Origin of the sequence: Streptomyces sp. NPDC096079, from assembly GCF_040303145.1 — a bacterium.
Taxonomy (GTDB): Bacteria; Actinomycetota; Actinomycetes; order Streptomycetales; family Streptomycetaceae; genus Streptomyces.
In genome coordinates this window covers 1-21,646 of the sequence record NZ_JBEOST010000001.1, presented here as the reverse complement: position 1 = coordinate 21,646, position 21,646 = coordinate 1, and the positions used below count along the sequence as shown (strand labels likewise).

General features: G+C 72.3%; 20 protein-coding genes. 4 read left to right on the top strand and 16 right to left on the bottom strand.

Features of this window, described 5'->3' with window-relative positions; genetic code table 11:
* Positions 1-51 precede the first annotated feature (51 nt).
* The 16 genes from mctP to ABTY59_RS00025 all read right to left on the bottom strand — a co-directional run bounded on the left by mctP (position 52) and on the right by ABTY59_RS00025 (position 16,314).
* Positions 52-1,677, bottom strand: coding sequence for a monocarboxylate uptake permease MctP (mctP, locus tag ABTY59_RS00100; RefSeq protein WP_352016634.1), 1,626 nt, complete (start codon positions 1,675-1,677; stop codon positions 52-54).
* Positions 1,674-1,937, bottom strand: a complete 264-nt coding sequence (locus ABTY59_RS00095) for a DUF3311 domain-containing protein (RefSeq protein ID WP_352016633.1) — start codon at positions 1,935-1,937, stop codon at positions 1,674-1,676. The genes mctP and ABTY59_RS00095 overlap by 4 nt, the downstream gene beginning before the upstream one ends.
* Positions 1,938-2,040: 103 nt before the next feature.
* A complete protein-coding gene (locus ABTY59_RS00090) occupies positions 2,041-3,024 on the bottom strand; it encodes a LuxR C-terminal-related transcriptional regulator (RefSeq protein WP_352016632.1) in 984 nt (327 codons plus the stop codon).
* 17 nt (positions 3,025-3,041) lie between these two features.
* The gene (locus tag ABTY59_RS00085; protein ID WP_352016631.1) at positions 3,042-5,033 is read right to left on the bottom strand and encodes an MMPL family transporter; all 1,992 of its coding nucleotides are present in this window, start codon (positions 5,031-5,033) and stop codon (positions 3,042-3,044) included.
* Positions 5,023-5,988 carry an aldo/keto reductase gene (locus ABTY59_RS00080; RefSeq protein ID WP_352017283.1) on the bottom strand — a complete coding sequence of 322 codons (966 nt, stop codon included), beginning with the start codon at positions 5,986-5,988 and terminating at the stop codon, positions 5,023-5,025. Before ABTY59_RS00080 ends, ABTY59_RS00085 begins: the two co-directional genes overlap by 11 nt.
* A 17-nt stretch (positions 5,989-6,005) precedes the next feature.
* Entirely contained in the window at positions 6,006-6,977 is a 972-nt protein-coding gene (locus tag ABTY59_RS00075; protein WP_352016630.1) for an endonuclease/exonuclease/phosphatase family protein, read from the bottom strand.
* Entirely contained in the window at positions 6,974-8,089 is a 1,116-nt protein-coding gene (locus ABTY59_RS00070; RefSeq protein ID WP_352016629.1) for an endonuclease/exonuclease/phosphatase family protein, read from the bottom strand. The genes ABTY59_RS00075 and ABTY59_RS00070 overlap by 4 nt, the downstream gene beginning before the upstream one ends.
* Positions 8,082-9,125: a glycosyltransferase family 2 protein gene (locus ABTY59_RS00065; protein ID WP_352016628.1), complete on the bottom strand. Its 1,044-nt coding sequence runs from the start codon at positions 9,123-9,125 to the stop codon at positions 8,082-8,084. The genes ABTY59_RS00070 and ABTY59_RS00065 overlap by 8 nt, the downstream gene beginning before the upstream one ends.
* A 12-nt stretch (positions 9,126-9,137) precedes the next feature.
* A complete protein-coding gene (locus tag ABTY59_RS00060) occupies positions 9,138-10,190 on the bottom strand; it encodes an NAD-dependent epimerase/dehydratase family protein (RefSeq protein WP_352016627.1) in 1,053 nt (350 codons plus the stop codon).
* Positions 10,184-11,614, bottom strand: a complete 1,431-nt coding sequence (locus tag ABTY59_RS00055; RefSeq protein ID WP_352016626.1) for an aspartate aminotransferase family protein — start codon at positions 11,612-11,614, stop codon at positions 10,184-10,186. Before ABTY59_RS00055 ends, ABTY59_RS00060 begins: the two co-directional genes overlap by 7 nt.
* Positions 11,611-12,591 carry a lysylphosphatidylglycerol synthase domain-containing protein gene (locus tag ABTY59_RS00050; RefSeq protein ID WP_352016625.1) on the bottom strand — a complete coding sequence of 327 codons (981 nt, stop codon included), beginning with the start codon at positions 12,589-12,591 and terminating at the stop codon, positions 11,611-11,613. The genes ABTY59_RS00055 and ABTY59_RS00050 overlap by 4 nt, the downstream gene beginning before the upstream one ends.
* Positions 12,588-13,541: a UbiA prenyltransferase family protein gene (locus tag ABTY59_RS00045; RefSeq protein ID WP_352016624.1), complete on the bottom strand. Its 954-nt coding sequence runs from the start codon at positions 13,539-13,541 to the stop codon at positions 12,588-12,590. Before ABTY59_RS00045 ends, ABTY59_RS00050 begins: the two co-directional genes overlap by 4 nt.
* Before the next feature lie 34 nt (positions 13,542-13,575).
* Positions 13,576-14,598: a glycosyltransferase family 2 protein gene (locus ABTY59_RS00040; protein WP_352016623.1), complete on the bottom strand. Its 1,023-nt coding sequence runs from the start codon at positions 14,596-14,598 to the stop codon at positions 13,576-13,578.
* A 47-nt stretch (positions 14,599-14,645) separates the two neighbouring features.
* Complete coding sequence (locus tag ABTY59_RS00035) at positions 14,646-14,924, bottom strand: hypothetical protein (protein WP_352016622.1); 279 nt, start codon at positions 14,922-14,924, stop codon at positions 14,646-14,648.
* Positions 14,925-14,950: 26 nt separating this feature from the next.
* A complete protein-coding gene (locus ABTY59_RS00030) occupies positions 14,951-15,145 on the bottom strand; it encodes a hypothetical protein (RefSeq protein WP_352016621.1) in 195 nt (64 codons plus the stop codon).
* Positions 15,146-15,549: 404 nt separating this feature from the next.
* Positions 15,550-16,314 carry a GntR family transcriptional regulator gene (locus ABTY59_RS00025; RefSeq protein WP_053649500.1) on the bottom strand — a complete coding sequence of 255 codons (765 nt, stop codon included), beginning with the start codon at positions 16,312-16,314 and terminating at the stop codon, positions 15,550-15,552.
* Positions 16,315-16,601: 287 nt separating this feature from the next.
* On the opposite strand from ABTY59_RS00025, the gene ABTY59_RS00020 reads away from it, so the two are divergent.
* From ABTY59_RS00020 to ABTY59_RS00005, 4 genes are all read left to right on the top strand, one after another.
* Positions 16,602-17,897 (top strand): extracellular solute-binding protein, encoded by a 1,296-nt coding sequence (locus ABTY59_RS00020; protein WP_352016620.1) that lies wholly within the window; start codon positions 16,602-16,604, stop codon positions 17,895-17,897.
* 137 nt (positions 17,898-18,034) lie between these two features.
* Positions 18,035-19,057: a carbohydrate ABC transporter permease gene (locus ABTY59_RS00015; protein WP_352016619.1), complete on the top strand. Its 1,023-nt coding sequence runs from the start codon at positions 18,035-18,037 to the stop codon at positions 19,055-19,057.
* 86 nt (positions 19,058-19,143) lie between these two features.
* Positions 19,144-19,923 carry a carbohydrate ABC transporter permease gene (locus ABTY59_RS00010; RefSeq protein ID WP_352017282.1) on the top strand — a complete coding sequence of 260 codons (780 nt, stop codon included), beginning with the start codon at positions 19,144-19,146 and terminating at the stop codon, positions 19,921-19,923.
* 9 nt (positions 19,924-19,932) lie between these two features.
* Positions 19,933-21,456 carry a glycoside hydrolase family 3 protein gene (locus ABTY59_RS00005; protein ID WP_352016618.1) on the top strand — a complete coding sequence of 508 codons (1,524 nt, stop codon included), beginning with the start codon at positions 19,933-19,935 and terminating at the stop codon, positions 21,454-21,456.
* The last annotated feature ends 190 nt before the right edge of the window (positions 21,457-21,646 follow it).

Genomic DNA, 21,646 nt, shown 5'->3' with positions numbered 1-21,646 from the left:
CGCCGGAGGGGCCCGGGATTTCCCGGGCCCCTCCGGTGACGCGTCCGTGGGTCAGTGCGTCGAGGTGCCGACCTTCGGGAGCTCGGTGCGGACACCGGCGTCGCCCGCGTCCGCCGTGTAGTCCTCGGGGGAGGTCTCGTCGACGCCCTCGGGAGCCTTCACGGCCTTGAGGACGAAGGTCAGGACGACCGTGACGACGACGTTGAGCACGAAGGCGGTGAGGCCGATGTAGCCGATCTCCCCGATGCCCGGGATCTCGGCGGAGGAGCCGCCGAAGTGCTTCTGGGTCGGGCTGGCGACGCCGTACGCGGCGGCCGTGCCGTAGACCATGCCGACGGCCCAGCCGGCGAGCAGCGCCCAGCGGTGGAACCAGCGGGTGAAGAGACCGCCGACGAGCGCCGGGAAGGTCTGCAGGATCCAGATGCCGCCGAGCAGCTGGAAGTTGATCGCGACCGTCTTGTCCATGGTGAGGACGAAGACGAGCGCGCCGACCTTCACCAGGAGCGAGACCAGCTTGGAGACCTTCGTCTCCTGGGCCGGGGTCGCGTCCTTCTTGATGAAGTCCTTGTAGATGTTGCGGGTGAAGAGGTTGGCGGCGGCGATCGACATGATCGCGGCCGGGACGAGCGCGCCGATGCCGATCGCGGCGAACGCGACGCCCGCGAACCAGTCGGGGAACATGGTCTCGAAGAGCTGCGGGATGGCGAGCTGGCCGTTCGTGACCTTGATGCCGGCGGCGATCGCCATGAAGCCGAGCAGCGCGAGCAGGCCCAGCATCAGCGAGTACAGCGGCAGGATCGTGGTGTTGCGGCGGATGACCTCGCGGCTCCGGGACGACAGGGTCGCCGTGATGGAGTGCGGGTACATGAAGAGCGCGAGCGCCGAGCCGAGCGCGAGCGTCGCGTACGTCCACTGGCCGGCCTCGCCGGGGACGAGCGCGCCCTTCGGCTTGCCGGTGGCCGGGTTGACCGTCGCGTACGCCTCGCCCGCCTTGGCGAAGATCTCGTCGAAGCCGCCCAGCTTGATCGGGATGTAGATGATCGCCACCGCGATGACGATGTAGATCAGGGTGTCCTTGACGAAGGCGATGAGCGCGGGGGCGCGCAGACCCGAGGAGTACGTGTACGCCGCGAGGACGCCGAAGGCGATGAGCAGCGGCAGGTCCTTGACGAACCAGTGGGTGTTCTCGCCGCCGCCGACGCCCATCACGTCCAGGACGGCCTGGATGCCGACGAGCTGGAGCGCGATGTACGGCATGGTGGCGAGGATGCCGGTGACCGCCACCGCGAGCGACAGGCCCTTGGAGCCGAAGCGGCCGCGCACGAAGTCGGAGGTGGTGACGTACCCGTGCTTGTGCGAGACCGACCAGAGGCGGGGCAGGAAGGTGAAGATCAGCGGGTACACCAGGATCGTGTACGGGACGGCGAAGAAGCCGGCCGCGCCCGCCGCGTAGATGGCCGCGGGGACGGCGACGAAGGTGTACGCCGTGTAGAGGTCGCCGCCGAGCAGGAACCAGGTCACCCAGGTGCCGAACGACCGTCCGCCCAGACCCCATTCGTCGAGGCTGTGCTCGTTCTCGGCCTTGCGCCAGCGCGCGGCCAGGAAGCCCATGACCGTGACGGCCAGGAAGAAGAAGACGAAGACGCCGAGCGCCACGCCGTTCACGCCGTCCTTCATCGCGCGTCACCTCCCTTGCGGGCGCGCTGGTCCCGCTGCCACAGCTGGTAGGCGATCATGGTGAGGACCGTGGAGATCAGCACCCAGAGCATCTGGTACCAGTAGAAGAACGGGATGCCCGCGAAGAGCGGTTCGGTCTTCGCGTAGGAGCTCACCCAGAGCATCGCCACGAACGGGGCGATCAGGCAGAGCGCGATCACCACGCGCACGGGCGTGATGGTCGGTTGTTTCCCTTGTGTCGCATCTGGCGCGTCTGACATGGCGATTCCGTCCCCTCGCTGATCACCTCGGTGACAATGCTGGGGAAATCTAGGGGACTGTTCCCCCGCTGGGAACCCCTGTCCGCATAACGGAAGCGACTCGTCAGAGCCAGCCCTCCTTGGCGGCCCGCACGCCCGCCTCGAACCGGCTGCGGGCGCCCAGCCGGTTCATCAGCTCCGAGCTCATCCGGCGGACGGTCCGCAGCGAGACCCCCAGCCGCCGGGCCGCGATGTCGTCCGTGCAGCCGATGCCGAGGAGCATCAGCAACTCCCGCTCCTGCGGCGAGAGGTCGTGCGCGTCGCGGCGCGGGGCCTCGCCGAAGGGGGTGCCCGCGTCCCAGAGCCGGTCGAAGAGCACCAGGAGCGCGTGGACCAGGCCGGGGCTGCGCACTTCGAGGGCGCCGGCGCGGCCGTCCTCCGGGTCGACGGGGACGAGCGCGGCCTCGCGGTCGACGATCACCATGAGCATCGGGACCACGGGCACGGTCCGGGCCTCGCCGCCGAGGTCGCAGTACCAGCGCACGTACTCCACGGTCGGCGGGTCGTTGCGGAAGCTCTCCTGGTAGATGGAGCGGATCAGCACCCCGCGTTCCAGGGCCAGTTGGTCGAGCGGCTGGCTCGCGTCCATCGTGTCGGGGAGCTGGGCGCCGCCGGGCAGCAGGGAGAGGCACTCGGTGCGGGCGTTCGCGGCGAGGTCCTCCAGGCGTTCGCGGACCTGGTCGAGTCCGGTGATGCGGTCCACCAGATCGTGCCGGACGCCCGGTCCCGGGCAGTCGGCGTACGAGGCGAGGATGCCGGCCACCGCCCGGCCGGCCTGCTCCACCTGGCGCTTGCGCTTGCTGAGTTCGGCCTCGGCGCGCGAGAGCAGGAACGAGAAGCCGACGTCCGGGTTGAAGGGCTCGACCTCGCCCGAGGAGTCGTCCATGAGGACGAGCTTGAGGTCCGCGAGACAGGCGAGTGCCTCGCGGACCTCCGGTTCGGGGCGGCCCAGATGGGCCGCCATGTCCGTCACGTCGTACTCGGGCCGCTCCAGGAGCAGGCGGTAGACGGCCTCCGTCGACTCCTTTATGCCGAGCGCCTCCAGCATCAGGTATCTCCCCCTCGTCACCTTCCGTGGCGCGACCGGTCGAACTCGTGATCGCGGTCGTCGATGCTAGAGGGGAGGGACCGTCTAGGTCTAGACCAATCCTGGTGAACTCCGCGGGACGCGCCCGTCCGCGCACCCGCCGACGCGTCGGCCAGCGCGCCCGCCGCGAACCCGGAGACCAGGAGCGCCAGTTCCACCTGGGGCCCGATCCCCACCGCCAGCACCGCGAGCGCACCCGCGCCCGCCGCCACCGGCCCCGCCCACCCGGGCCCGCCCGCCGCCGAGGCCGCCGACCGCTCCAGGGACACGCAGAACGCGAAGGCACCCACCACCAGCGGCACCCAGCCCGTCACCGCCCCGGTCCCCGCCGGGCCCTCCTGCCACAGCACCACCAGCGCCCCCGCCGACGCGCCCGCCGCCAGCAGCCCGCCGAGCACCGCCCGCGCCGCCGGGCCCGGCCGCAGCCGCCGCGCGAGCACCGCGAACGCCGCCAGGGCCGCCGACGGGACCGCGAACGGCAGCAGCCCGTACACCCCGTCCACCAGATCGCGGTCCACCACGCCCGAACCGCCCACCAGGGCCCCCGAGTCCCCGAGCGCCGAACGCAGCGCCGTCACCGTCGCCGCCCCGGCCGCCGTCATCGGCTCCTCCTCCGGCACGACCACCACGAGCGCGTCCCCCGCGCGGCGCCAGTCGGCGGGCGCCGCCGCCAGCAGCACCCCCGGCACCCGCGCCGCCCGCGCGGCCACCGCCGCCGCGTCCCCGCCCCGGGGCACCAGCACCTCCAGCGGGTTGAGGACCCCCGACGGCACCCCGGCCGCCGCGAGCCGGTCGAGCCCGTCCCGGGCCGGACCGCCCGCCACCAGCGCCCGCGCCTCCGGGTTGCCCACCCGCAGCTGCGTGGCGGCGCCCGCGAGCAGGACGAGGAGGACGAGACCGGCCGCCGCCAGGGGAGCCGGGACCGTACGGGTCTTCCGTACGGGAGCCGGCGCCGACCGGAGCGCCGGCGCCGACCGGAGCGCCGGCGCCGACCGGAGCGCCGGCGCCGACCGGAGCGCCGCCGCTGACCGCAGCGCCGGCGCCAGCGTCAGGGCCGCCGCGGTGCCCACCGCGCAGACCGCGAGGCCCGCCACCCCGACCGAGCGCAGGAACGCGGCCGGGAACAGCGCGAGCACCGCGCAGGCCGCCGCACCCGCCGCCCCTCCCGTCACCGCGGACCGGGCGGCGGCCGGCCCCGGCGGCTGCGCCCAGCGGTGCACGGCGACCACCAGCGCGGTCACCGGCACCAGGTACACCACCACGAAACCGATCTCCGTGAACCCGGCCACCGCCTCCACCAGGACCAGCGCCCCCACCGAGGTCACCGCCGCGAGCAGCAGCGGCGCCAGGACCCCCAGCGGCGAACGGAACGCCAGGACGAGCACCAGCACGAACCCGAGCGCACAGGCCGCCTTCGCCGCCAGGGCCGCCGGGCCCGGCCCGGCCAGCGCGCTGTCGTGCTGGAGCGGCAGCACCCCCGTCACCTCGACCCGGGCTCCGGGAAGCGCCGCGCGGAGCTCCGCGCGGAGCCCGACCGCCGTCTCCTCGACGGCCGCCAGACCCGCCAGGTCCGGCTCCCCGACCCCCGGGTACACCAGGGCGTACGCCGTCCGGCCGTCCGCGCCGAGGAAGCCCTCGTCGCCCGTCGTCGCGTACGACACCGTCCGCGCCCCCGGACCCGCCCCCCGGTCCAGGGCGTCCGCGAGGCGGGTGTCTCCGGTCCGTACGTCGGTCCCCGCCGGCCAGGTCACGACCGCGACCAGCGGTGCGACCGCCGCCCCGTTCCCGTACCGCTCCTGGACCGCCAGGTTCGCCCGGTGGCCCGCACCGCCCGAGGCGGTGAACGACTGGTCGAGCCGCCCGAGGCCGAGCACCGCCGCCGCCCCGCCGAGCAGCAGCACGAGCAGCCACACCACCCCGACCGCCACCCGGTGCCGGACCGCCGCCGCCCCCACGCGCTCAGTCCACATCGTCGAGCCGCTTCCTGAGCTCCTCGTCCAGGCGCAGGCCCAGCGCGCCGAGCGTCTCGTCCAGCTGCTCCGGCGCACTCGCCCCGATCACCGGAAGGACGGGCAGCGCGCCGCCCAGCGCCCAGGCCAGGACCACCTGGTTCGCCGTCGCCCCGAGCTCCGCCGCCACCTCGGCGAGCACCTTCAGACGCCGCTCCGAACCGGCGTGCCGGTACTGCTCCGGGATCTCCTTGCCCGGATCCGTGTACGCCCCCGTCAGCTGCGTCGTGTACGCCGTGAACGTCAGCTCCGGCCGCGTCCCCAGATAGTCGAGCAGCTCCTCCGAGGCATGCGGGTTCACCCCGAACTCCGCGCCGGGGCGCGGCCGGAGGTAGGTGTACCGCTGCTGCACCGCCGCGTAGTCCGGCACGTCGGCGGCGACCGCCGCGCCCCTCGACTCCTCGATCCGCCAGGCCGCGAAGTTCGAGCAGCCGGCCCGGCCGACCTTCCCCACGTCCACCAGCTCGCCGAACGCGCCCATCGTCTCCGCGACCGGCGTCCTGCGGTCGTCGATGTGCGCGTAGTACAGGTCGATCCGGTCCGTGCCCAGATTCCGCAGGCTCTCCTCCACCTGGCGGCGGATCACCGGCGCCGACAGACCCTCCGCGCACTCCGGCCAGGCCGAGCCCGGCGGGTCCGGCAGGGCGCCGACCTTCGTCGCGAGCACCATCTCGTCCCGGACGCCCCGGCTGCGCAGCCAGCGGCCGATGAGCAGCTCGCTCTCCGCTCCGGTCGCGCCAGGCTCCCAGAAGGCGTACGTGTTCGCCGTGTCGATGAACGTGCCGCCCGCCTCGTGGAAGCGGTCCAGGACGGCGAAGGCGGCGGCCTCGTCGATCCGGGTGCCGAACGGCAGCGTGCCCAGGCACAGCGTGGACACGCGGGGGCCCTCGGGACCGCCCAGGTTCGTGTACTCCATCGTCTCTTCCCTCTCTCTCATACGGTGACGGTCAGCTCCTGGACCAGGTGGTCCGAGAGCCCCTCCGCGTCACGGAAGCGGTACGAGCCCACCCGGGCCCCGCCGCCGGTGAACGCCCAGTCGATCCGCCACAGACGCAGCCGCGCGCGGGCGTTCCAGCTGGCCGGCAGGACCGAGCGGCAGGCGCCGACCGCGTCGCGCAGCGAGCGCGGCATCCGGCGGATGTCGCCGATGGCGGCGCTGGTGTTGAAGTCCCCGGTCACCAGGACCGGGAGCGGGTTGCCCCGCAGGTCGGCGACGAGCGCCGCGTACTCCCGGTCACGGGCCGCCGCCCGGCGCCGCATGTCCCGGAGGAAGGCCGGCCGCAGCGGGTTCATCACCGTGAGCTGGACCGGGATGTGCACGTTGTACGTGGACAGGACGCCGTCCCCGACCCGCAGGTCCACCCGCAGCGAGCAGGCGCCGACGGGCACGGGCGGCCCCGCGGGCGGGAACCGGGACAGCGTCACGGAGTTGTTGTCCACGGCCAGGTGGTGGTCGGGGAAGGCGGCCCGCAGCCGCTCCCCGTCGTCGATGTCCCAGACCTCGCCGCCCTCGAAGCCGTTCAGGTACTCCTGGAGGACGTACACGTCGGCGTCGAGCGCGCGCAGGAAGGCGTAGAAGCGGTCCGGGTCACCGCCCTGGTTCCAGTGCTGGGTGTTCCACGACACCAGCCGCAGACCGGCCGCGGCCTCCGCGCGCCGCACGGACCCCCGCAGGTTGATCCCGTTCTGCGGCCAGGCCACCAGGAGGCAGCCCGCGGCGAGCCCCGCGGCGAGCCCGTCCGCGGTGACCGCGGCGGCGGAGAGCAGGACGAGCGGGACGGCGGCCAGCGCGACCGGCGGAAGGAGCGAGACCGCGAGCCACGGCCACCAGCGGCCGTTGAGCACGAGGTGCAGGGCCAGGAACACCGCCCAGGCGAGGGCGCAGGACAGGACCATCGCCGTCATCCGCTCCCCGGCAGTGACACCCACAGGTCCTGCACGGCGTGGTCGGACAGCTTCTCCGGCGACCCGAACGCGTACCGCTCGGCCCGCGCCCCGTTCCCGGTGAACGCCCAGTCCGTCCGCCAGAAGGGCTTCCAGCCGCCCTCCTCCCAGCTCGTCGGGTACGGGTCGGTGCTCACCTCCGCCGCGTCGTCGAGGCGCTCCCGCAGCGGGTCGAGGTCCGACATCGCGGCCGTCGCGTTGAAGTCGCCGGCCACCACCACCGGGTTGCGGTTGGCGGCCAGGTCGGCCTCCAGGCCCTCGTACTGGGCCCGGCGCGGGCCGGACCGCTCCCGCATGTGGCGGTAGAAGGCGGCGGACAGGAGCCCGTCCGGCATGCTGTTCCACACCGGCATGTGCACGTTGTAGAAGGACACCGCGCGCCCCCTGACCAGCACGTCCGTCCGCAGCACCTTGTTCTCGCGGTACTCCGTGGCCCAGTCCGCGCCGGACGGCACGTCCCGGGCGGGGCCCACCGCAGGCTGCCGCAGGATGGGGAAGCGGGAGAGCGTCACCAGCTCGCCCCGCACCGCGAGCCGGTAGCCGGGGAACTCCCGGCGCAGCCGCGCCAGGTCGTCGACGGGCAGCTTCCCCTTCCGGTCCGCGGTGACGTGCTGGTACTCGTGCAGCAGGTACACGTCCGCGTCCTTCCCCTTCAGGAAGGCGTAGAAGTGGTCCTGGGTGCCGAGGAGCTGGTTCCACGAGTTGGTGTTCCAGGCGAAGACCCGTACCGCGTCCGGACCGGGGCCCGGCTCCGCCCGCCACAGCGCCGCCGGGTCGAAGCCGGACTGCCCGAAGCCGAGCACCAGCGCCAGCGCGGCGGCGGCGAGCGACCGCCACCGGGCCGCGCCCCGGGCGAGCGGGGCCAGGGCCGCGAGCCCGAGCGGCACCAGGGCGAACACGGCCGGCGGGACGATGCCCACCAGGTGCCCGAGCCAGATCCGGCCGTCCGCCGCCCACTCGACGAGCAGCAGCGCGAGCCAGGCCAGGGCCGCCCCGAGGACGAGCCGGTTCCGGCGGCGGGAGGGAGCGGGCGCCCCGGTCACGGGCTCCGGCCCGGCGAGCGTGTCAGCCACGGTCGGCACCCACGGTCAGCGGTGCGAGATCCGGGCGGGGCTGCGGGTCGTACAGGTGCCGGAACCGCTTCGAGCACAGCCACTGCACGCCCGCGACCCCGATCGCCGCGAACACCGTCAGGTTCACCAGGAAGTTGACCGCCACGAAGTACCCGAGGAACAGCCGCCCCCGGTGCCGCCGCACCTCCCGGTACATGTCCAGGTCGCCCCAGACGCCGAGCAGGAACAGGGCGAGCGGCAGCAGCGCCCACCCGGCGCCCCACAGGACCGGGGCGGCCAGCGCGGCGACCGTCAGCGGCGCGGCCAGGCTGGCGCCCGCGCGCGGTCCGGTGACGAAGCCGCCCTGGAGGTGGCGTCGGCCGAGGATGAGCGGCACGGCGAGCCGGGCGCGGGCGAAGACCTTGTCGAGGACGATCCGCACGGTGTCGTCGTGGTCGTGCCGGCCGCGCACCTCCAGGGAGCTGAGCACCGTGTACCGCTCGGAGATCCGGCGGCCGTAGTCCTGGTCCTCGGTGTGCCGCAGGATCGGGTTGAACGGTCCCACCTCGTCGAAGACCCGCCGGGGCATCGCCATGATCGCGGTGTGGACGGTCGTGATGGTGCCCTCCGACTTCAGCAGCAGGTAGTACTGCTGGAGCGAGCGGTACTCCTCGATGAGGCTGTCGCGGATCAGCGGCTCGGGCTCGTAGGTGCCGCAGATCGCGCCGTACCCCTGCCCGGAGGCGAGGAGTTCGACGGACCGGGCGACCGCGTCGGGGTGCATGGCGACGTCGGAGTCGAGGAAGACCAGGATCTCGCCGGAGGACAGTTCCGCGCCGAGGTTGCGGGCGACCGCGACCCCGCTGTTGACGCCGGTGGAGACCACCCGGGCGCCGGCCGCCGCGGCGATCGCGGCGGAGTCGTCGGTGGAGCAGTCGTCGACGACGAGCACCTCGACGTTCGGGTACGTCTGGGCGAGGGCGGCCTCGACGCACAGGCCGATCGAGCGCCCGTAGTTGTAGTTGGGGACGATGACGGAGACCAGGGGGAGGGACATGATCGGGTGCTCCTAGAAGAGGACCTTGGCGAGGGAGAGGGCTCCCTGCCGCCACGGTTCGACACTGGTGACGCCCTCGCTCTTCCGCGCGGGGCGGGCGCCGGCGGTGCGCTGCTGCTCGCGCCACCAGGCGAAGGTGCGCAGGATCGCGTCCTGGTTGGAGTGGACCGGCCGGAAGCCGAGGACGTCCCTGGCCTTGTCGGTGGAGACGAAGCTGTCGGCCAGGAGCTTGTGGAGCAGGCGCCCGTAGACGGGGGAAAGACCGGAGCGCTGGAGCAGGCTGAGCGCGGCGAGCGCGGGCCTCGCGGGCAGCGAGCGGACCCGCTTGCCGTGCCCCGCGGCGTCCAGGACGGCCTGGAAGTCCTCGCGTATCGTGCCGAACTCGGTGGCGCCGAGGTTGAAGGTGTCGTCGGCCCGCTCGGCCGGCGCCTCCATCGCGGTGACGACCGCGTCGACCAGGTCGGCCACGTCGAACATCTGGATGCGGACGTCGCCCCGGCCGAGGACGGGGAAGTTCCGGCCTTCGTCGGCCCACTCGAAGAGCATCGCGAAGAGCCCCATCCGGCCGGGTCCCAGGAAGGTCTTGGGCCGCAGGACCGGCACGCACATCTCCCGGCCCCGGAAGCGCTCCGCGACCTCCTCGGCCTCCGCCTTGGCGGCGCTGTACGTGTCGACGGGCTCGCGGGGGTACTCCTCCGGCGTCGGCACCGTCTTCGGCAACCCGTACACGGCGGTCGAGGAGATGTGCACGACCCGGGGCACGGCGTTCGCCTCGGCGGCCGTGAGGACCGTCTCCGTCCCGCCGACGATCACCGAGCGGATGGTGTCCGCCGGGTAGCTGGGCAGGGCGGCGGCGCAGTGCACCACCACGTCCGCATCGGCGGTGGCCCGCTTCATCGTGACGGCGTCCCGGACGTCCGAGACCGTGTGGGTGAGGTTCGGGTGCTCCGTGCGCGGGGCCCGCAGGTCCACGCAGTGCACCTCGCGGCCCTCGTCGAGCAGCCGCTCGATCAGGGTCGATCCGAGCATTCCGGCACCGCCGGTGACCACGACGCGCTCTACCACAGCGACGACACCTTCTCCTTGACGAAACGGGTGAGCAGACGGGGCAGACCCTGGGCCAGGGTCTTGTCGAGGCAGTCCAGGAAGAACTCGACCTCGTGCGGCTCGGCGACCAGCGAGGGGGCGACCATCAGCGGGTTGTCGCCGTTGAGCGTGTAGTACGTGTAGACGCCGTGGTCCCGGTACAGGGCGTTGACCACCGACGAGGTGACGAGCTTGGTGAGGAAGCGCGGGTCCTTCGTCATCGCGCCCGGCACCAGCTTGGTGACCAGCTCCAGGACCTTCGGGCCCTTGTGCAGGAACACGCCGTGCAGCGCGCCGTGGCCGCGGACCTCCGCCACCACGTCCGGGTGCTCCTTCGCGATCCGCTCCAGACCCGGGGCGAGGATCCGCTCGATGTCCCGGGCGCGGGCCGGATAGTCGTCCTCGACGGCCACGTTGACCGCCTCGATCGCGGTGACCGCCTCCTCGCCGAAGCCGTAGTAGGTGGTGGAGGTCGACTGCAGGAGGGCGTCGGTGAGGTTGTCGTAGGCCTTGCGGAAGACCGGCTCGCGGGCGACGAACGCGGAGATGGAGGACTTGCCGCCGCCGAAGGACTTGGAGGTGGTGAGGATGTCGGGGACCAGGCCCTCGTACCGCATGAAGTGGAAGAGGGTGCCGGTCTTGCCCCAGCCCGTGTAGATCTCGTCGAAGAGCAGCACGATGTCCTCGGCCGTGCACAGCTCCCGCAGTCCGCGCAGGAACTCCTCCGGGCACTCGTTCATCGTCGACGCCGACAGCGGCTCGATGAGGATCGCGTACACGTCCGACTCGCCCTTGGCGGTGCGGAGTTCGGCCACCAGCCGCCGCACCGACTCCAGGTCCCCGTACCGGAAGATCCCCACGCCGGGGATCCCGGGGAACTGGAACGTCGACGCGTTCTGACCGGTCAGGCTGCCCGAGCCGAGCAGCTTGCCGTGGAAGGAGATGTCGGCCCGCAGCACCCGCGAGCGCCGGCCGCCGTGGTACTTGTACGCCAGCTTGACCGCGCCCTCGACCGCCTCCGCCCCGGAGTTGGGGAAGAACGACATGCTCAGGTCGCCGGGCAGCAGCTCCGCCAGGTTGTGCCCGAGGGCCGCGATGTACGGCGAGAAGTAGGTCTTGTGGACCTCCATGCTCCTGCGCTCCTGGAAGCGCTGCCGGGCGGCGAGGATCCGGGGGTGGTTGTGGCCGTGGTTGAGGACGCCGACGCCACCGGTGAAGTCGAGGACGCGGCGGCCGTCGCGCTGGGTGATCCACATGCCCTCGGCGCTCTCGACGAGCTCCTGGCCGAAGCCGAAGGAGGTCATCAGGGAGACCTGGCTCTTGTTGACGTGGTCCTTGTACAGGCCGTGGACCTGCTTGGTCGTCATCGACTCGCAGTCGTCGACGGTGTAGAGGGCGGTCATGTCCGTTCCTTCGGGTCGGTGGGGGGAGTCGTGCGGCGGGGCAGGGTCAGGAGGAGCGCGGCGGCGCCGACGAGGACCTCGCTGAGGGTGCAGATCACCCGGCTGGCGACCGCGACGGCGGTCGCCTCCTGCCAGGGCAGTACGGCGGTGAGGGCGAGCAGCAGCAGCGCCTCGCGTGCACCCCAGCCGTCCGGCAGCACCACCAGGAGGCTGGCCGCGGCCGTGGCCAGGGCGAATCCGCCGACGCAGACCGGGAGGGCGGTCAGCGGCGGGGCGCCGAGCATCACGGCGAGCGCCCACAGGTGGAGTCCGCCGACCGCCCAGGAGCCGGTCGCGGAGGCGAGCGCCCGGCGCATGCCCCGGTCGCTCGCCCGGGACTCGGGGGCGGGCCTGCGGGCCAGCCGCGCGGCGGACGCGGCGAGCCGGTGGAGCAGCTCCGGCCGGACGGCGAAGGCGAGGGTGACCGCGCCCGGCAGCACCAGCCACCAGGCCTCGGCGCCGATCGTCCAGGGCGCGGCGACCGGGCCGACGGCGAGGCCGGTGAGGACGGCCACGATCAGGTTGAGCAGGAAGACGGCGAGCACCACCGGCGCGGGCACCCCGGCCGCACCGCCCATCCGCAGCTGGGCGAGGACGCCCCATACGGCGCCCGGCACGTACTTGCCGAGGTAGGAGGTGAAGTAGATCCGGGTGGCGGTCCGGCCGGGCACCCGCGGCCCCAGGTCGGACAGCAGGGTCCGCCAGGTGGCCATGGACAGCAGGACGGCGCCGGCGTTCGCGGCGAGGGCCGCGAGCAGGTACGGGACGGAGTCGGGCCGCAGGAGGAGGGCGGCGAGTTCCCCGGCCCGGTCGTACAGGGCGAAGCCGATGCCGGTGACGACGGCGACGGGGAAGAGGACGGGCAGGACGCGGCGCAGACGTCCGGGTCCGGTCGGCGGGGCGGCCGGCGCCGCTCGTACGGCGGTCGTCGTGGTCATGAGCCGAGCAGCCACGCGCCGGTGAGCAGCACCGACCACAGCAGGGCGTTGGAGACGGTCATCCGGTCGCTGAACAGGGCCCGCGAGGGGTTGCCGCCGCCCGCGTCGACGACGATCAGCTGGAGGTAGCGGGCGAGGCCGAAGAGCGCGAACGGCGCGGTGAGGACCGCGACGAGCGGGCCGTGCGTCCCGAAGACCGGGCTGCCCTGCACCTGGAGGACGTAGCTCACCGCCGCGAGGACCGCGGTGAAGCCGAGCAGCTGGTCGAGGAAGCCGAGGGTGTAGCCGCGCAGCGCGGGCCGGTGCAGCACCCCGCCGACCGCCATCTCGTGGCGCCGCTTGCCCAGGATGAGCAGCAGGCAGAGGGAGAGGACGCACAGCGCGAGCCAGCTCGGCACCGGGTTCCCGGTGGCGAGGCAGCCCTGCGCGAGGCGCAGCACGAAGCCGAGGGCGACGATGAAGACGTCGAGCAGCGGGACGTGCTTGAGCCCCTTGCTGTACGCGGCGTTCAGCGCGACGTAGGCGGCGACCGGCCACCAGTCCGTGAGTCCGGCCGTGCCGGTGAGCACGGTCAGGCCGACGGTGGCCGCGAGGAGGGCGGCGAGGGCGGCGGCGAAGGACACCGCCGTCGCGACGCCGATCCGGCCGGCGGCGATCGGCCGGTGGCGCTTCTCCGGGTGGCGCCGGTCGCGGTCCCGGTCGCCGATGTCGTTGACGAGGTAGATCAGCGCCGAGGCCAGGGTGAAGACGGCGATCGCGGCGAGGGCGCCGCCGAGCGTCGCGCCGTCGAGGCGGGGGGCGCCGAGCAGGCCGAGGGGGACGACGACCAGGTTCTTCGTCCACTGTCCGGGCCGGACGAGGGCGGTGAGGTCGGCGAGACGACTGGGGGGACGGGAGGCCGGCGGACGGGCCGCCGGTGCCTCTCGGCCGGTGAGCGTGGGCGTGGCCATGGACGTACTCCTGTGGGGAGGGTCGTACGGGCGGTCATACGGAGGTGGAGGGGGCGGCGGGGGCGGCCCGGCGGCGCACGCTCGGGCCGAAGTCCGGCTCGGTGAGCCAGCGGACGGCGCCGCGGGCCGCGCCCAGGACGATCGCCTGGTGCAGGACGAAGTGCACGACGGTGAAGTAGAGGAGGAAGCCGGGTCCCCGGGTGCGCAGCGCGAAACGGCTCAGGCCGGGATCGGCGCAGGCGAAGAGCAGCGTGCACAGGGCGGGGACGAGCAGCAGCCAGGGGGACAGCAGCCCGAGGAGCAGCGTGGGGAGGGTCAGCGCGGCGGCGAGGACGCCGAGCGGCCGGTTGGCGGTGAGTCCGCCCTCCCGCATCTGCCCGAGCGCGGCGATCAGCAGCTGGGAGCGGCGGTACTGCTCCGAGAGCATCGCCCCGAGCCGGTCCACGTCGTCGTGGCGGCCGCGGATCGCCCCGGTCATCAGGATCCGGTGGGTGCGGACGAGCCGGCCGCTGTACTCGACGTCCTCCGAGTCCCGGAGGTTCTCGTCGAAGGGGCCGGTCTCCTCGAAGACGTCCTTGCGGATCGCGCCGAGGGCGAAGAAGGCGGTGCGGACCTCGCCGGCGGCGCGGCGGCGCCAGAAGTGGGCGTGCAGGGCGTGGTAGCGCTCCACCGGCCCGTCGTCGAAGAGCGGTTCGGGGTCGAGGACGCCGTGCACGCAGCCGAGGCCGGGGTCGTCCGCGAGGAGGTCGGCGGCGTGGGCGAGGGCCTCGGGGTCGAGGGCGGTGTCGGAGTCGAGGAAGAAGAGGACCTCGCCGCGGGCGGCGGCGGCGCCCATGTTCCGGGCGGCGGACACCCCCCGGTTGTGGGGGTTGGCGATGAGGACGACGTCGAACTCGCGGGCGATGTCCCGGGACCGGTCCGTGCTGGCGTCGTCGACGACGATGACGTCGAGCGGGGCGTGGGTCTGGGCGAAGACCGAGGTGAGGCAGGCGCGGAGGGTCTTCTCGTAGTTGTAGTTGGGGATGATGACGGACACGCTGGGACGGGCCCTGGGCATGGGGGTTCCTTGGTTCCTTGGGGCGGGGCTCCCCGGGCGGTGGGGCGTCAGAGGAGCCGGAAGTCCGCGATGCGGTGGCGGGAGAGCTCGGGGGAGTGGCCGAGGAGGAGCCGGCAGAGCCGCAGCGCGTGGCCGACGGCCTCGATCTCGTCGGGGCCCCTGATGTAGAGGGCCAGTCGGACCGTCCGGTCGAGGACCAGGGCCCGGGCGGACTCGAAGCGGTCCGGCGGCCGGGCGACGCGGTGCAGCGTCTCGACGAGTCGTGCGGCGGACGGGGCCGGTGGGGGGTCGGCGTCCGGTGCGGGGTCGTCGTCCGGTTCCCTCATCGAGACGCCGATGAGGTAGATGGGGATCAGCCCCAGGAGAAGCCGTCGTTGCCGTCGGTGGGCTGGACGGTCGTGGTGCCGTCGGCGGTGACGGCCGTCCCGGCGGTCGCCGGCTGGGCCGCCAGGACCAGGGTCAGCGCGGCCGCGGCGGGGACGGCGAGGGCGACGGCGGCCCGGAGCTGAATGCGGGCGAAAGTGGCGAAACGGGCGCTGCTGGGCATGGCGGGGCTGCCTTCCTGGACGGTGCGGAGTGGGGGTCGCGGGGGTGGTTCCCCGGGGCCGCTTCCGGGCTCTGCCGGGCGGCTTCGACACGTCCAAGACTGGCCCGCCGGGGGAGCCCTGTCACCGGAGAACGGGTGGCGCCAACCGCGTGGCCGCTAGGGGCCAGTGCGCGCCACCGGCTTCCGCGCGGCCTCCACCAGGGCCTATCGGGGAGGCGTCACGTTGCTGCCAGGCGGAAGGTGCCGGGGGGCCGTCACGTCGCCGTACGGCTCCGGATCGCCCCGTTCGGCTCCGGCCGCGCGGCACCGCTCCCGGAGGCGGCGGTTCCTCCCGTACCGCCCCCGGAAACGCCGGACGGCCGCACCCCCCGCCGGGGTGCGGCCGTCCGTTACGTACGTGAGGTTCAGCCGTTGGGACGCTTCAGGCGCGCCACGAACTTGTACCGGTCGCCGCGGTACACCGACCGCACCCACTCCACCGGCTCGCCCTGGGCGTCCAGGGAGTGGCGGGAGAGCATCAGCATGGGCAGGCCGACGTCCGTGCCGAGCAGCCCGGCCTCGCGCGGGGTGGCGAGGGAGGTCTCGATGGTCTCCTCGGCCTCGGCGAGGTGCACGTCGTAGACCTCGGCGAGCGCCGTGTACAGCGAGGTGTACTTCACGAGCGACCGGCGCAGGGCCGGGAAGCGCTTCGCGGACAGGTGGGTGGTCTCGATCGCCATCGGCTCGCCGCTCGCCAGGCGCAGGCGCTCGATGCGGAGCACCCGGCCGCCGGCCGAGATGTCGAGCAGTCCGGCAAGGGTGTCGTCGGCCGTGACGTACCCGATGTCGAGGAGCTGGGAGGTGGGCTCCAGGCCCTGGGCCCGCATGTCCTCCGTGTACGAGGTCAGTTGCAGGGCCTGCGAGACCTTGGGCTTGGCCACGAAGGTGCCCTTGCCCTGGATGCGCTCCAGGCGGCCCTCGACGACCAGCTCCTGGAGGGCCTGGCGCACGGTGGTGCGCGAGGTGTCGAACTCGGCGGCGAGTGTCCGCTCGGGCGGGACCGGGGTGCCGGGCGGCAGGGTCTCCGTCATGTCGAGCAGGTGTCGCTTGAGCCGGTAGTACTTGGGCACGCGCGCGGTGCGGGTCGGTGTCCCGCTCTCTGTCTCCGTACTGCCCGCGTCCGTGGCCATGGCCTGCCTTCCCGACTCCTGTGCTGCTGCCGTCACCGGCTCCTCCGTCTGTCGCGGCTCACATGGTGGCACGGACCGGTCACGGGTCGTCGCCCTCCCTCAGGTGTCGGTCCGATAACGGACGCGACTGCCCTTCTTATACACCCTTGACACCCCTAAAGGTCTAGGCCAAGCTCCGGGTACTGGTCTAAACCATTAAAGACCAGGTCCCAGCCCCACGAGCAATACCTGACGTATGTCTTCGCGCGGTGGGCAGGGGGGTTGCAGGCATCCCTGAGGAGGGTGGCGTGAAGCGCAAGCTCATCGCGGCGATCGGCGTCGCGGGCATGATGGTCTCCATCGCTGCGTGTGGTTCGGACAGTGACACCGGCAAGGACGGCGGCAAGGCCACGGCCGGCGGCGACAAGACCCTGACCGTCTGGGTCATGGACGGTTCCGCGCCGGACGCCTGGATGGCCGAGGTGAACAAGGCCTTCGAGGCCAAGCACCCGGGCGTCAAGGTCAAGGTCGAGAAGCAGATCTGGAACGGCATCCAGGAGAAGGTCACCACCGCCCTCTCCGAGGACACCCCGCCGGACGTCCTGGAGCTCGGCAACACGCAGACCGCGGGCTACGCGGTCACCGGCGGTCTCGCCGACCTCTCGGGCGACAAGGCCACGCTCGGCTACGACGCCTGGAACAAGGGCATGGTCGCCTCCAACGAGCTGGACGGCAAGCTCTACTCCGCCCCGTGGTACGCCGCCAACCGCGTCGTCGTCTACGACAAGGCCGCCTTCAAGAAGGCCGGTGTCACCCCGCCGAAGACCCGCGCCGAGTGGATCGACGGCCTGAAGAAGCTCAAGGCCTCCGACCCGAAGTCGCAGGCGATCTACCTGCCGGGCCAGTCCTGGTACGTCCTCGCCGGCCTCATCTGGGACGAGGGCAGCGACCTCGCGGTCAAGGACGGCGACAAGTGGAAGGGCAACCTGTCCTCCCCCGAGGCCGTCAACGCCATGAACTTCTACAAGGAGCTGGCGTCCTACTCCACCGCTCCGAAGGACAAGGACGAGGCGACCCCGCAGCAGTCCACCGACATCGTCCCCAAGGGCGGCGTCTCCTCCTGGATCGGTCTCGGCTGGGAGGCCGGCGGCGCGATCGACGCCCTGAAGAAGGCCGGCAAGACCGCCGACTTCGGTTACTTCCCGATCCCGGGCAAGACCGCCGACAAGCCGGGCTCCGTCTTCCTGGGCGGCTCGAACCTCGCCATCGCCGAGCGCTCCAAGAACAAGGACCTCGCGAAGGAGTGGCTGGCGCTCGCCGCCGGCAAGGACTTCATGACGAAGTACGCGACCGCCACCGAGGGCGCGCTGCTTCCGAACACCGACGCCGCGCAGTTCAAGCCCGCCGCCGGCTCGTTCGCCGAGGCCATGGCCGCCTCCTCCGCCTCCGGCAAGGTCACCCCGGTCACCCCGGGCTGGGCCAACGTCGAGACGGCCCCGAACCCGATCAAGGACTACATGACCAAGGTCCTGAAGGGCGAGGACGCCAAGAAGGCCGGCGAAGACGCCGACAAGATCATCAACGAGCGCATCAACCAGCAGTAATCCGTAGCCCCGGTGGTGCGGCCGGTTCGCACCGGCCGCACCACCGGCGCGTTGCAGCGATGCAGTGATCAGCGGCCCGCTCCCCCGGGCCGCGCCCCGGTGGGCGCGGGAGCCCCAGAACCGCGAGGAATAAGACCATGACCGTGGACTCCCAGGGGACGGCGACCGCCGGTCCCCAGGACGCGCCCGGAAGGGCGGCAGGGAAGTCTCAGACTCCGCCACCCTCTTCGGGCCCGAAGGAAGTCCTTCAGCCTCCACGCGGCAGGCGCTCCCTGCCCAGCGGGGTGCTGCCGTACCTGCTCGTCGCGCCGGCCCTGCTGTCCATGGCGGTGCTGCTGCTCTACCCGCTGATCCGCAATGTGATCCTCTCCTTCCAGCAGCTCAACCGGAAGGAGTTCATCACCCGCGAGACCGTCTGGACCGGCTTCGACAACTACACCGAGCTCCTCGGTGACGCGGACTTCTGGACCGTCGTCGTCCGCAGCGTCGTCTTCACGGCCGTCAACGTCGCCCTCATCATGGCGATCGGCACGGGCATCGGTCTGCTGCTCAACCGCCTCGGCAAGAAGATGCGACTGGTCCTCTCGCTGGCCCTGATGTTCGCCTGGGCCATGCCGATCGTCGCCTCCGTCACGGTCTTCCGCTGGCTCTTCGACGAGCAGTTCGGCGTCGTGAACTGGCTGATGCGCACGCTGGGCTTCGCCGGCTACGACCAGCACAACTGGTTCGAGACCGGCTTCTCCACCCTGGTCATCGTCCTCATCCTGCTCGTCTGGGGCTCCGTCCCCTTCGTCGCCCTCAACATGTACGCCGGCCTGACCACCATCGGCTCCGAGCTGTACGAGGCCGCCAAGATGGACGGCGCCAGCGGCTGGCGCACCTTCTGGGCCGTGGTCTTCCCGAACCTCCGGTCCTTCTTCATGATCACGACGTTCCTGGAGATCATCTGGATCTTCAAGGCGTTCGCCCAGGTCTACGCCATGAACCTGGGTGGCCCCGACCGCGGTTCCGAGACGCTCCCGGTCTTCGCCTACATCGAGGGCGTCGGCCAGTTCCACTACGGTGTCGCCGCCGCCATCTCCATCCTCACGATCGTGATGCTCATCGCGGTCATGTCCTTCTACTTCCGCCTGATCCTGAAGGAGGAGGAGCAGCTGTGAGCGCCACCACCACCCCGACCCCGCAGAAGCTCCGCACCAGGAAGCCGCTCACCGTCGCGGCGGTCGCCAAGAACGTCGGCGCCCTCGTGCTCGCGGTCGTGTTCGTCTTCCCGGTCTACTGGATGTTCTCGTCCTCGCTGAAGCCGCAGCACGAGATCATGACGAAGGACCCGGTCTTCGTCTTCACGCCGACCTTCGAGAACTACAAGACCGCGACCGGCGTCGACCTCTTCTGGACGTACGTCACCAACAGCCTCACCGTCACGCTCGGGGCCGTACTGCTCGCCCTGGTCGTCGCGCTGGCCGCGAGCTTCGCGATCGCCCGCCTCAAGTTCAAGGGGCGCAAGGGCATCGTCCTCATCGTGATGATGGCGCAGATGGCCCCCTGGGAGGTCATGGTCATCGCGATGTACATGATCTCCCGTGAGAACGACCTGCTGAACAGCATCCCGATGCTCACGCTGATCTACTTCGTGATGGTCCTCCCCTTCACGATCTGGACCCTCCGCGGCTTCATCGCCGCCGTCCCGGTCGAGCTGGAGGAGGCCGCGCAGATCGACGGCTGCACCCGCGGCCAGGCCTTCCGCAAGGTGATCTTCCCGCTGCTCGCCCCCGGTCTGATGTCGACCTCGCTCTTCGGCTTCATCACCGCCTGGAACGAGTTCGCCATGATCCTCATGCTCAACAAGGAGAAGGAGTCGCAGACCCTGACGCTCTGGCTGACCCAGTTCCAGACCGCGTTCGGCAGCGACTGGGGCGCCACCATGGCCGCCTCCACCCTCTTCGCCCTCCCCGTGCTCGTCGTCTTCCTCTTCCTCCAGCGCAAGGCCGTCGGCGGCATGACCGCCGGCGCGGTGAAGGGATAACGGACCCCCATGACCACACTCGTACACGGCTCGGACACCCTGACCCGTGACGCGCTCACGGTCCTCCAGCCCGGCTTCGTCGGCACCACCGCCCCCGACTGGCTGCTCCGCCGCATCGGCGAGGGCCTCTCGTCGGTCGGCCTGTTCGGCCGGAACGTCGTCACCCCCGAGCAGCTCGCCGCGCTCACCGCGCAGCTGCGCGCCGAGCGGGACGACGTCCTCGTCGCCATCGACGAGGAGGGCGGGGACGTCACCCGCCTGGAGGTCAAGCAGGGCTCGTCGTTCCCCGGCAACTACGCCCTCGGCAGCGTCGACGACGTCGAGCTCACCCGGGCCGTCGCCCGCGAGCTCGGCCGCCGGCTCGTGCGCTGCGGCGTCGACCTCAACTGGGCGCCCTCGGCGGACGTCAACTCCAACGCCGAGAACCCGGTCATCGGCGTCCGCTCCTTCGGACCGGACCCGGACCTGGTCGCCCGTCACACCGTGGCGTACGTCGACGGCCTCCAGGGCGTCGGGGTCGCGGCCTGCACGAAGCACTTCCCCGGGCACGGCGACACCAACGTGGACTCCCACGACGCGCTGCCCCGGATCGATGTGGACCTCGCCACACTGCACGCCCGTGAGCTGGTACCTTTCCGCGCGGCCGTCGCCGCGGGTACCAAAGCGGTCATGAGCGCGCATATTCTGCTCTCCGCGCTCGACCCCCACCGTCCGGCCACCCTGAGCCCGCAGATCCTCACCGGTCTGCTGCGCCAGGAGCTGGGCTTCGAGGGGCTGATCGTCACCGACGGCATGGAGATGCAGGCCGTCGCGGCGACGTACGGCATCGAGCGCGGATCCGTCCTCGCGATCGCCGCGGGCGCCGACGCCATCTGCGTCGGCGGCGGGCTGTGCGACGAGGACACCGTGCTGCGGCTGCGCGACGCGCTCGTCACCGCGGTACGGACCGGTGAACTGCCCGAGGAGCGGCTGGCCGACGCCGCGGCGCGCGTGCGCGCCCTGGCGGCCTGGACCCAGGCGCACCGGGCCAGGGGGGCTGGATCGGTGCCGGGCGCGGCAGTGCAGGAGGGGACCGCGCCCGGCGCCGACATCGGACTCGTGGCGGCCCGCCGGGCCCTCAGGGTGACCCGGGGGGCGCACCCCCACACGCCGATGACCGAGGCTCCCTACGTGGCTTCCTTCACCCCGGTCGCGAACTTCGCGGTCGGCGACGAGACGCCCTGGGGCGTCGCGGCGGAGCTGGAGCGCCTGCTCCCCGGCACGGAGACCGGCTCGTACGACGAGCCGTCCGTGGACGCCGTCCTGGCCGCCGCGGGGGACCGGCGGATCGTGGCGGTCGTCCGGGACGTCCACCGGCACCCGTGGATGATCCAGGCCCTGGACGGCCTGCTCGCGGCCCGCCCCGACACCGTCGTCGTCGAGATGGGCCTCAACGAGGCGGAGCCCCGCGGGGCCCTGCACATCGCCACGCACGGCGCTGCCCGGGTCTGCGGCCGCGCGGCCGCAGAGGCCGTGGTCGGCACCGGCGCCTGACGGGACGTACGCGAAGGGGCCCGGCACCTGGATCAGGTGCCGGGCCCCTTCGCGCGCACGGGTCCGTGTGCGCGGGGTCCTAGGGGGTGTTTCGGAAGTCCCGCACAGCACCCGCGGCGCCCGGCACGCCCCCTCGCCGCACCGGCCAAAGACCCAAGTAGCTCCGCTACGAGGGCCTTCGTCCGGCACG

What these genes read in the sequence shown, in the direction of transcription:
- ABTY59_RS00065 (WP_352016628.1), bottom strand. Translation starts at nt 9,125, where the DNA reads ATGTCCCTCCCCCTGGTCTCCGTCATCGTCCCCAACTACAACTACGGG.
- ABTY59_RS00095 (WP_352016633.1), bottom strand. Translation starts at nt 1,937, where the DNA reads ATGTCAGACGCGCCAGATGCGACACAAGGGAAACAACCGACCATCACG.
- ABTY59_RS00015 (WP_352016619.1), top strand. Translation starts at nt 18,035, where the DNA reads ATGACCGTGGACTCCCAGGGGACGGCGACCGCCGGTCCCCAGGACGCG.
- ABTY59_RS00040 (WP_352016623.1), bottom strand. Translation starts at nt 14,598, where the DNA reads ATGCCCAGGGCCCGTCCCAGCGTGTCCGTCATCATCCCCAACTACAAC.
- ABTY59_RS00045 (WP_352016624.1), bottom strand. Translation starts at nt 13,541, where the DNA reads ATGGCCACGCCCACGCTCACCGGCCGAGAGGCACCGGCGGCCCGTCCG.
- ABTY59_RS00035 (WP_352016622.1), bottom strand. Translation starts at nt 14,924, where the DNA reads ATGAGGGAACCGGACGACGACCCCGCACCGGACGCCGACCCCCCACCG.
- ABTY59_RS00050 (WP_352016625.1), bottom strand. Translation starts at nt 12,591, where the DNA reads ATGACCACGACGACCGCCGTACGAGCGGCGCCGGCCGCCCCGCCGACC.
- mctP (WP_352016634.1), bottom strand. Translation starts at nt 1,677, where the DNA reads ATGAAGGACGGCGTGAACGGCGTGGCGCTCGGCGTCTTCGTCTTCTTC.
- ABTY59_RS00030 (WP_352016621.1), bottom strand. Translation starts at nt 15,145, where the DNA reads ATGCCCAGCAGCGCCCGTTTCGCCACTTTCGCCCGCATTCAGCTCCGG.
- ABTY59_RS00055 (WP_352016626.1), bottom strand. Translation starts at nt 11,614, where the DNA reads ATGACCGCCCTCTACACCGTCGACGACTGCGAGTCGATGACGACCAAG.
- ABTY59_RS00025 (WP_053649500.1), bottom strand. Translation starts at nt 16,314, where the DNA reads ATGGCCACGGACGCGGGCAGTACGGAGACAGAGAGCGGGACACCGACC.
- ABTY59_RS00005 (WP_352016618.1), top strand. Translation starts at nt 19,933, where the DNA reads ATGACCACACTCGTACACGGCTCGGACACCCTGACCCGTGACGCGCTC.
- ABTY59_RS00085 (WP_352016631.1), bottom strand. Translation starts at nt 5,033, where the DNA reads ATGTGGACTGAGCGCGTGGGGGCGGCGGCGGTCCGGCACCGGGTGGCG.
- ABTY59_RS00075 (WP_352016630.1), bottom strand. Translation starts at nt 6,977, where the DNA reads ATGACGGCGATGGTCCTGTCCTGCGCCCTCGCCTGGGCGGTGTTCCTG.
- ABTY59_RS00090 (WP_352016632.1), bottom strand. Translation starts at nt 3,024, where the DNA reads ATGCTGGAGGCGCTCGGCATAAAGGAGTCGACGGAGGCCGTCTACCGC.
- ABTY59_RS00080 (WP_352017283.1), bottom strand. Translation starts at nt 5,988, where the DNA reads ATGGAGTACACGAACCTGGGCGGTCCCGAGGGCCCCCGCGTGTCCACG.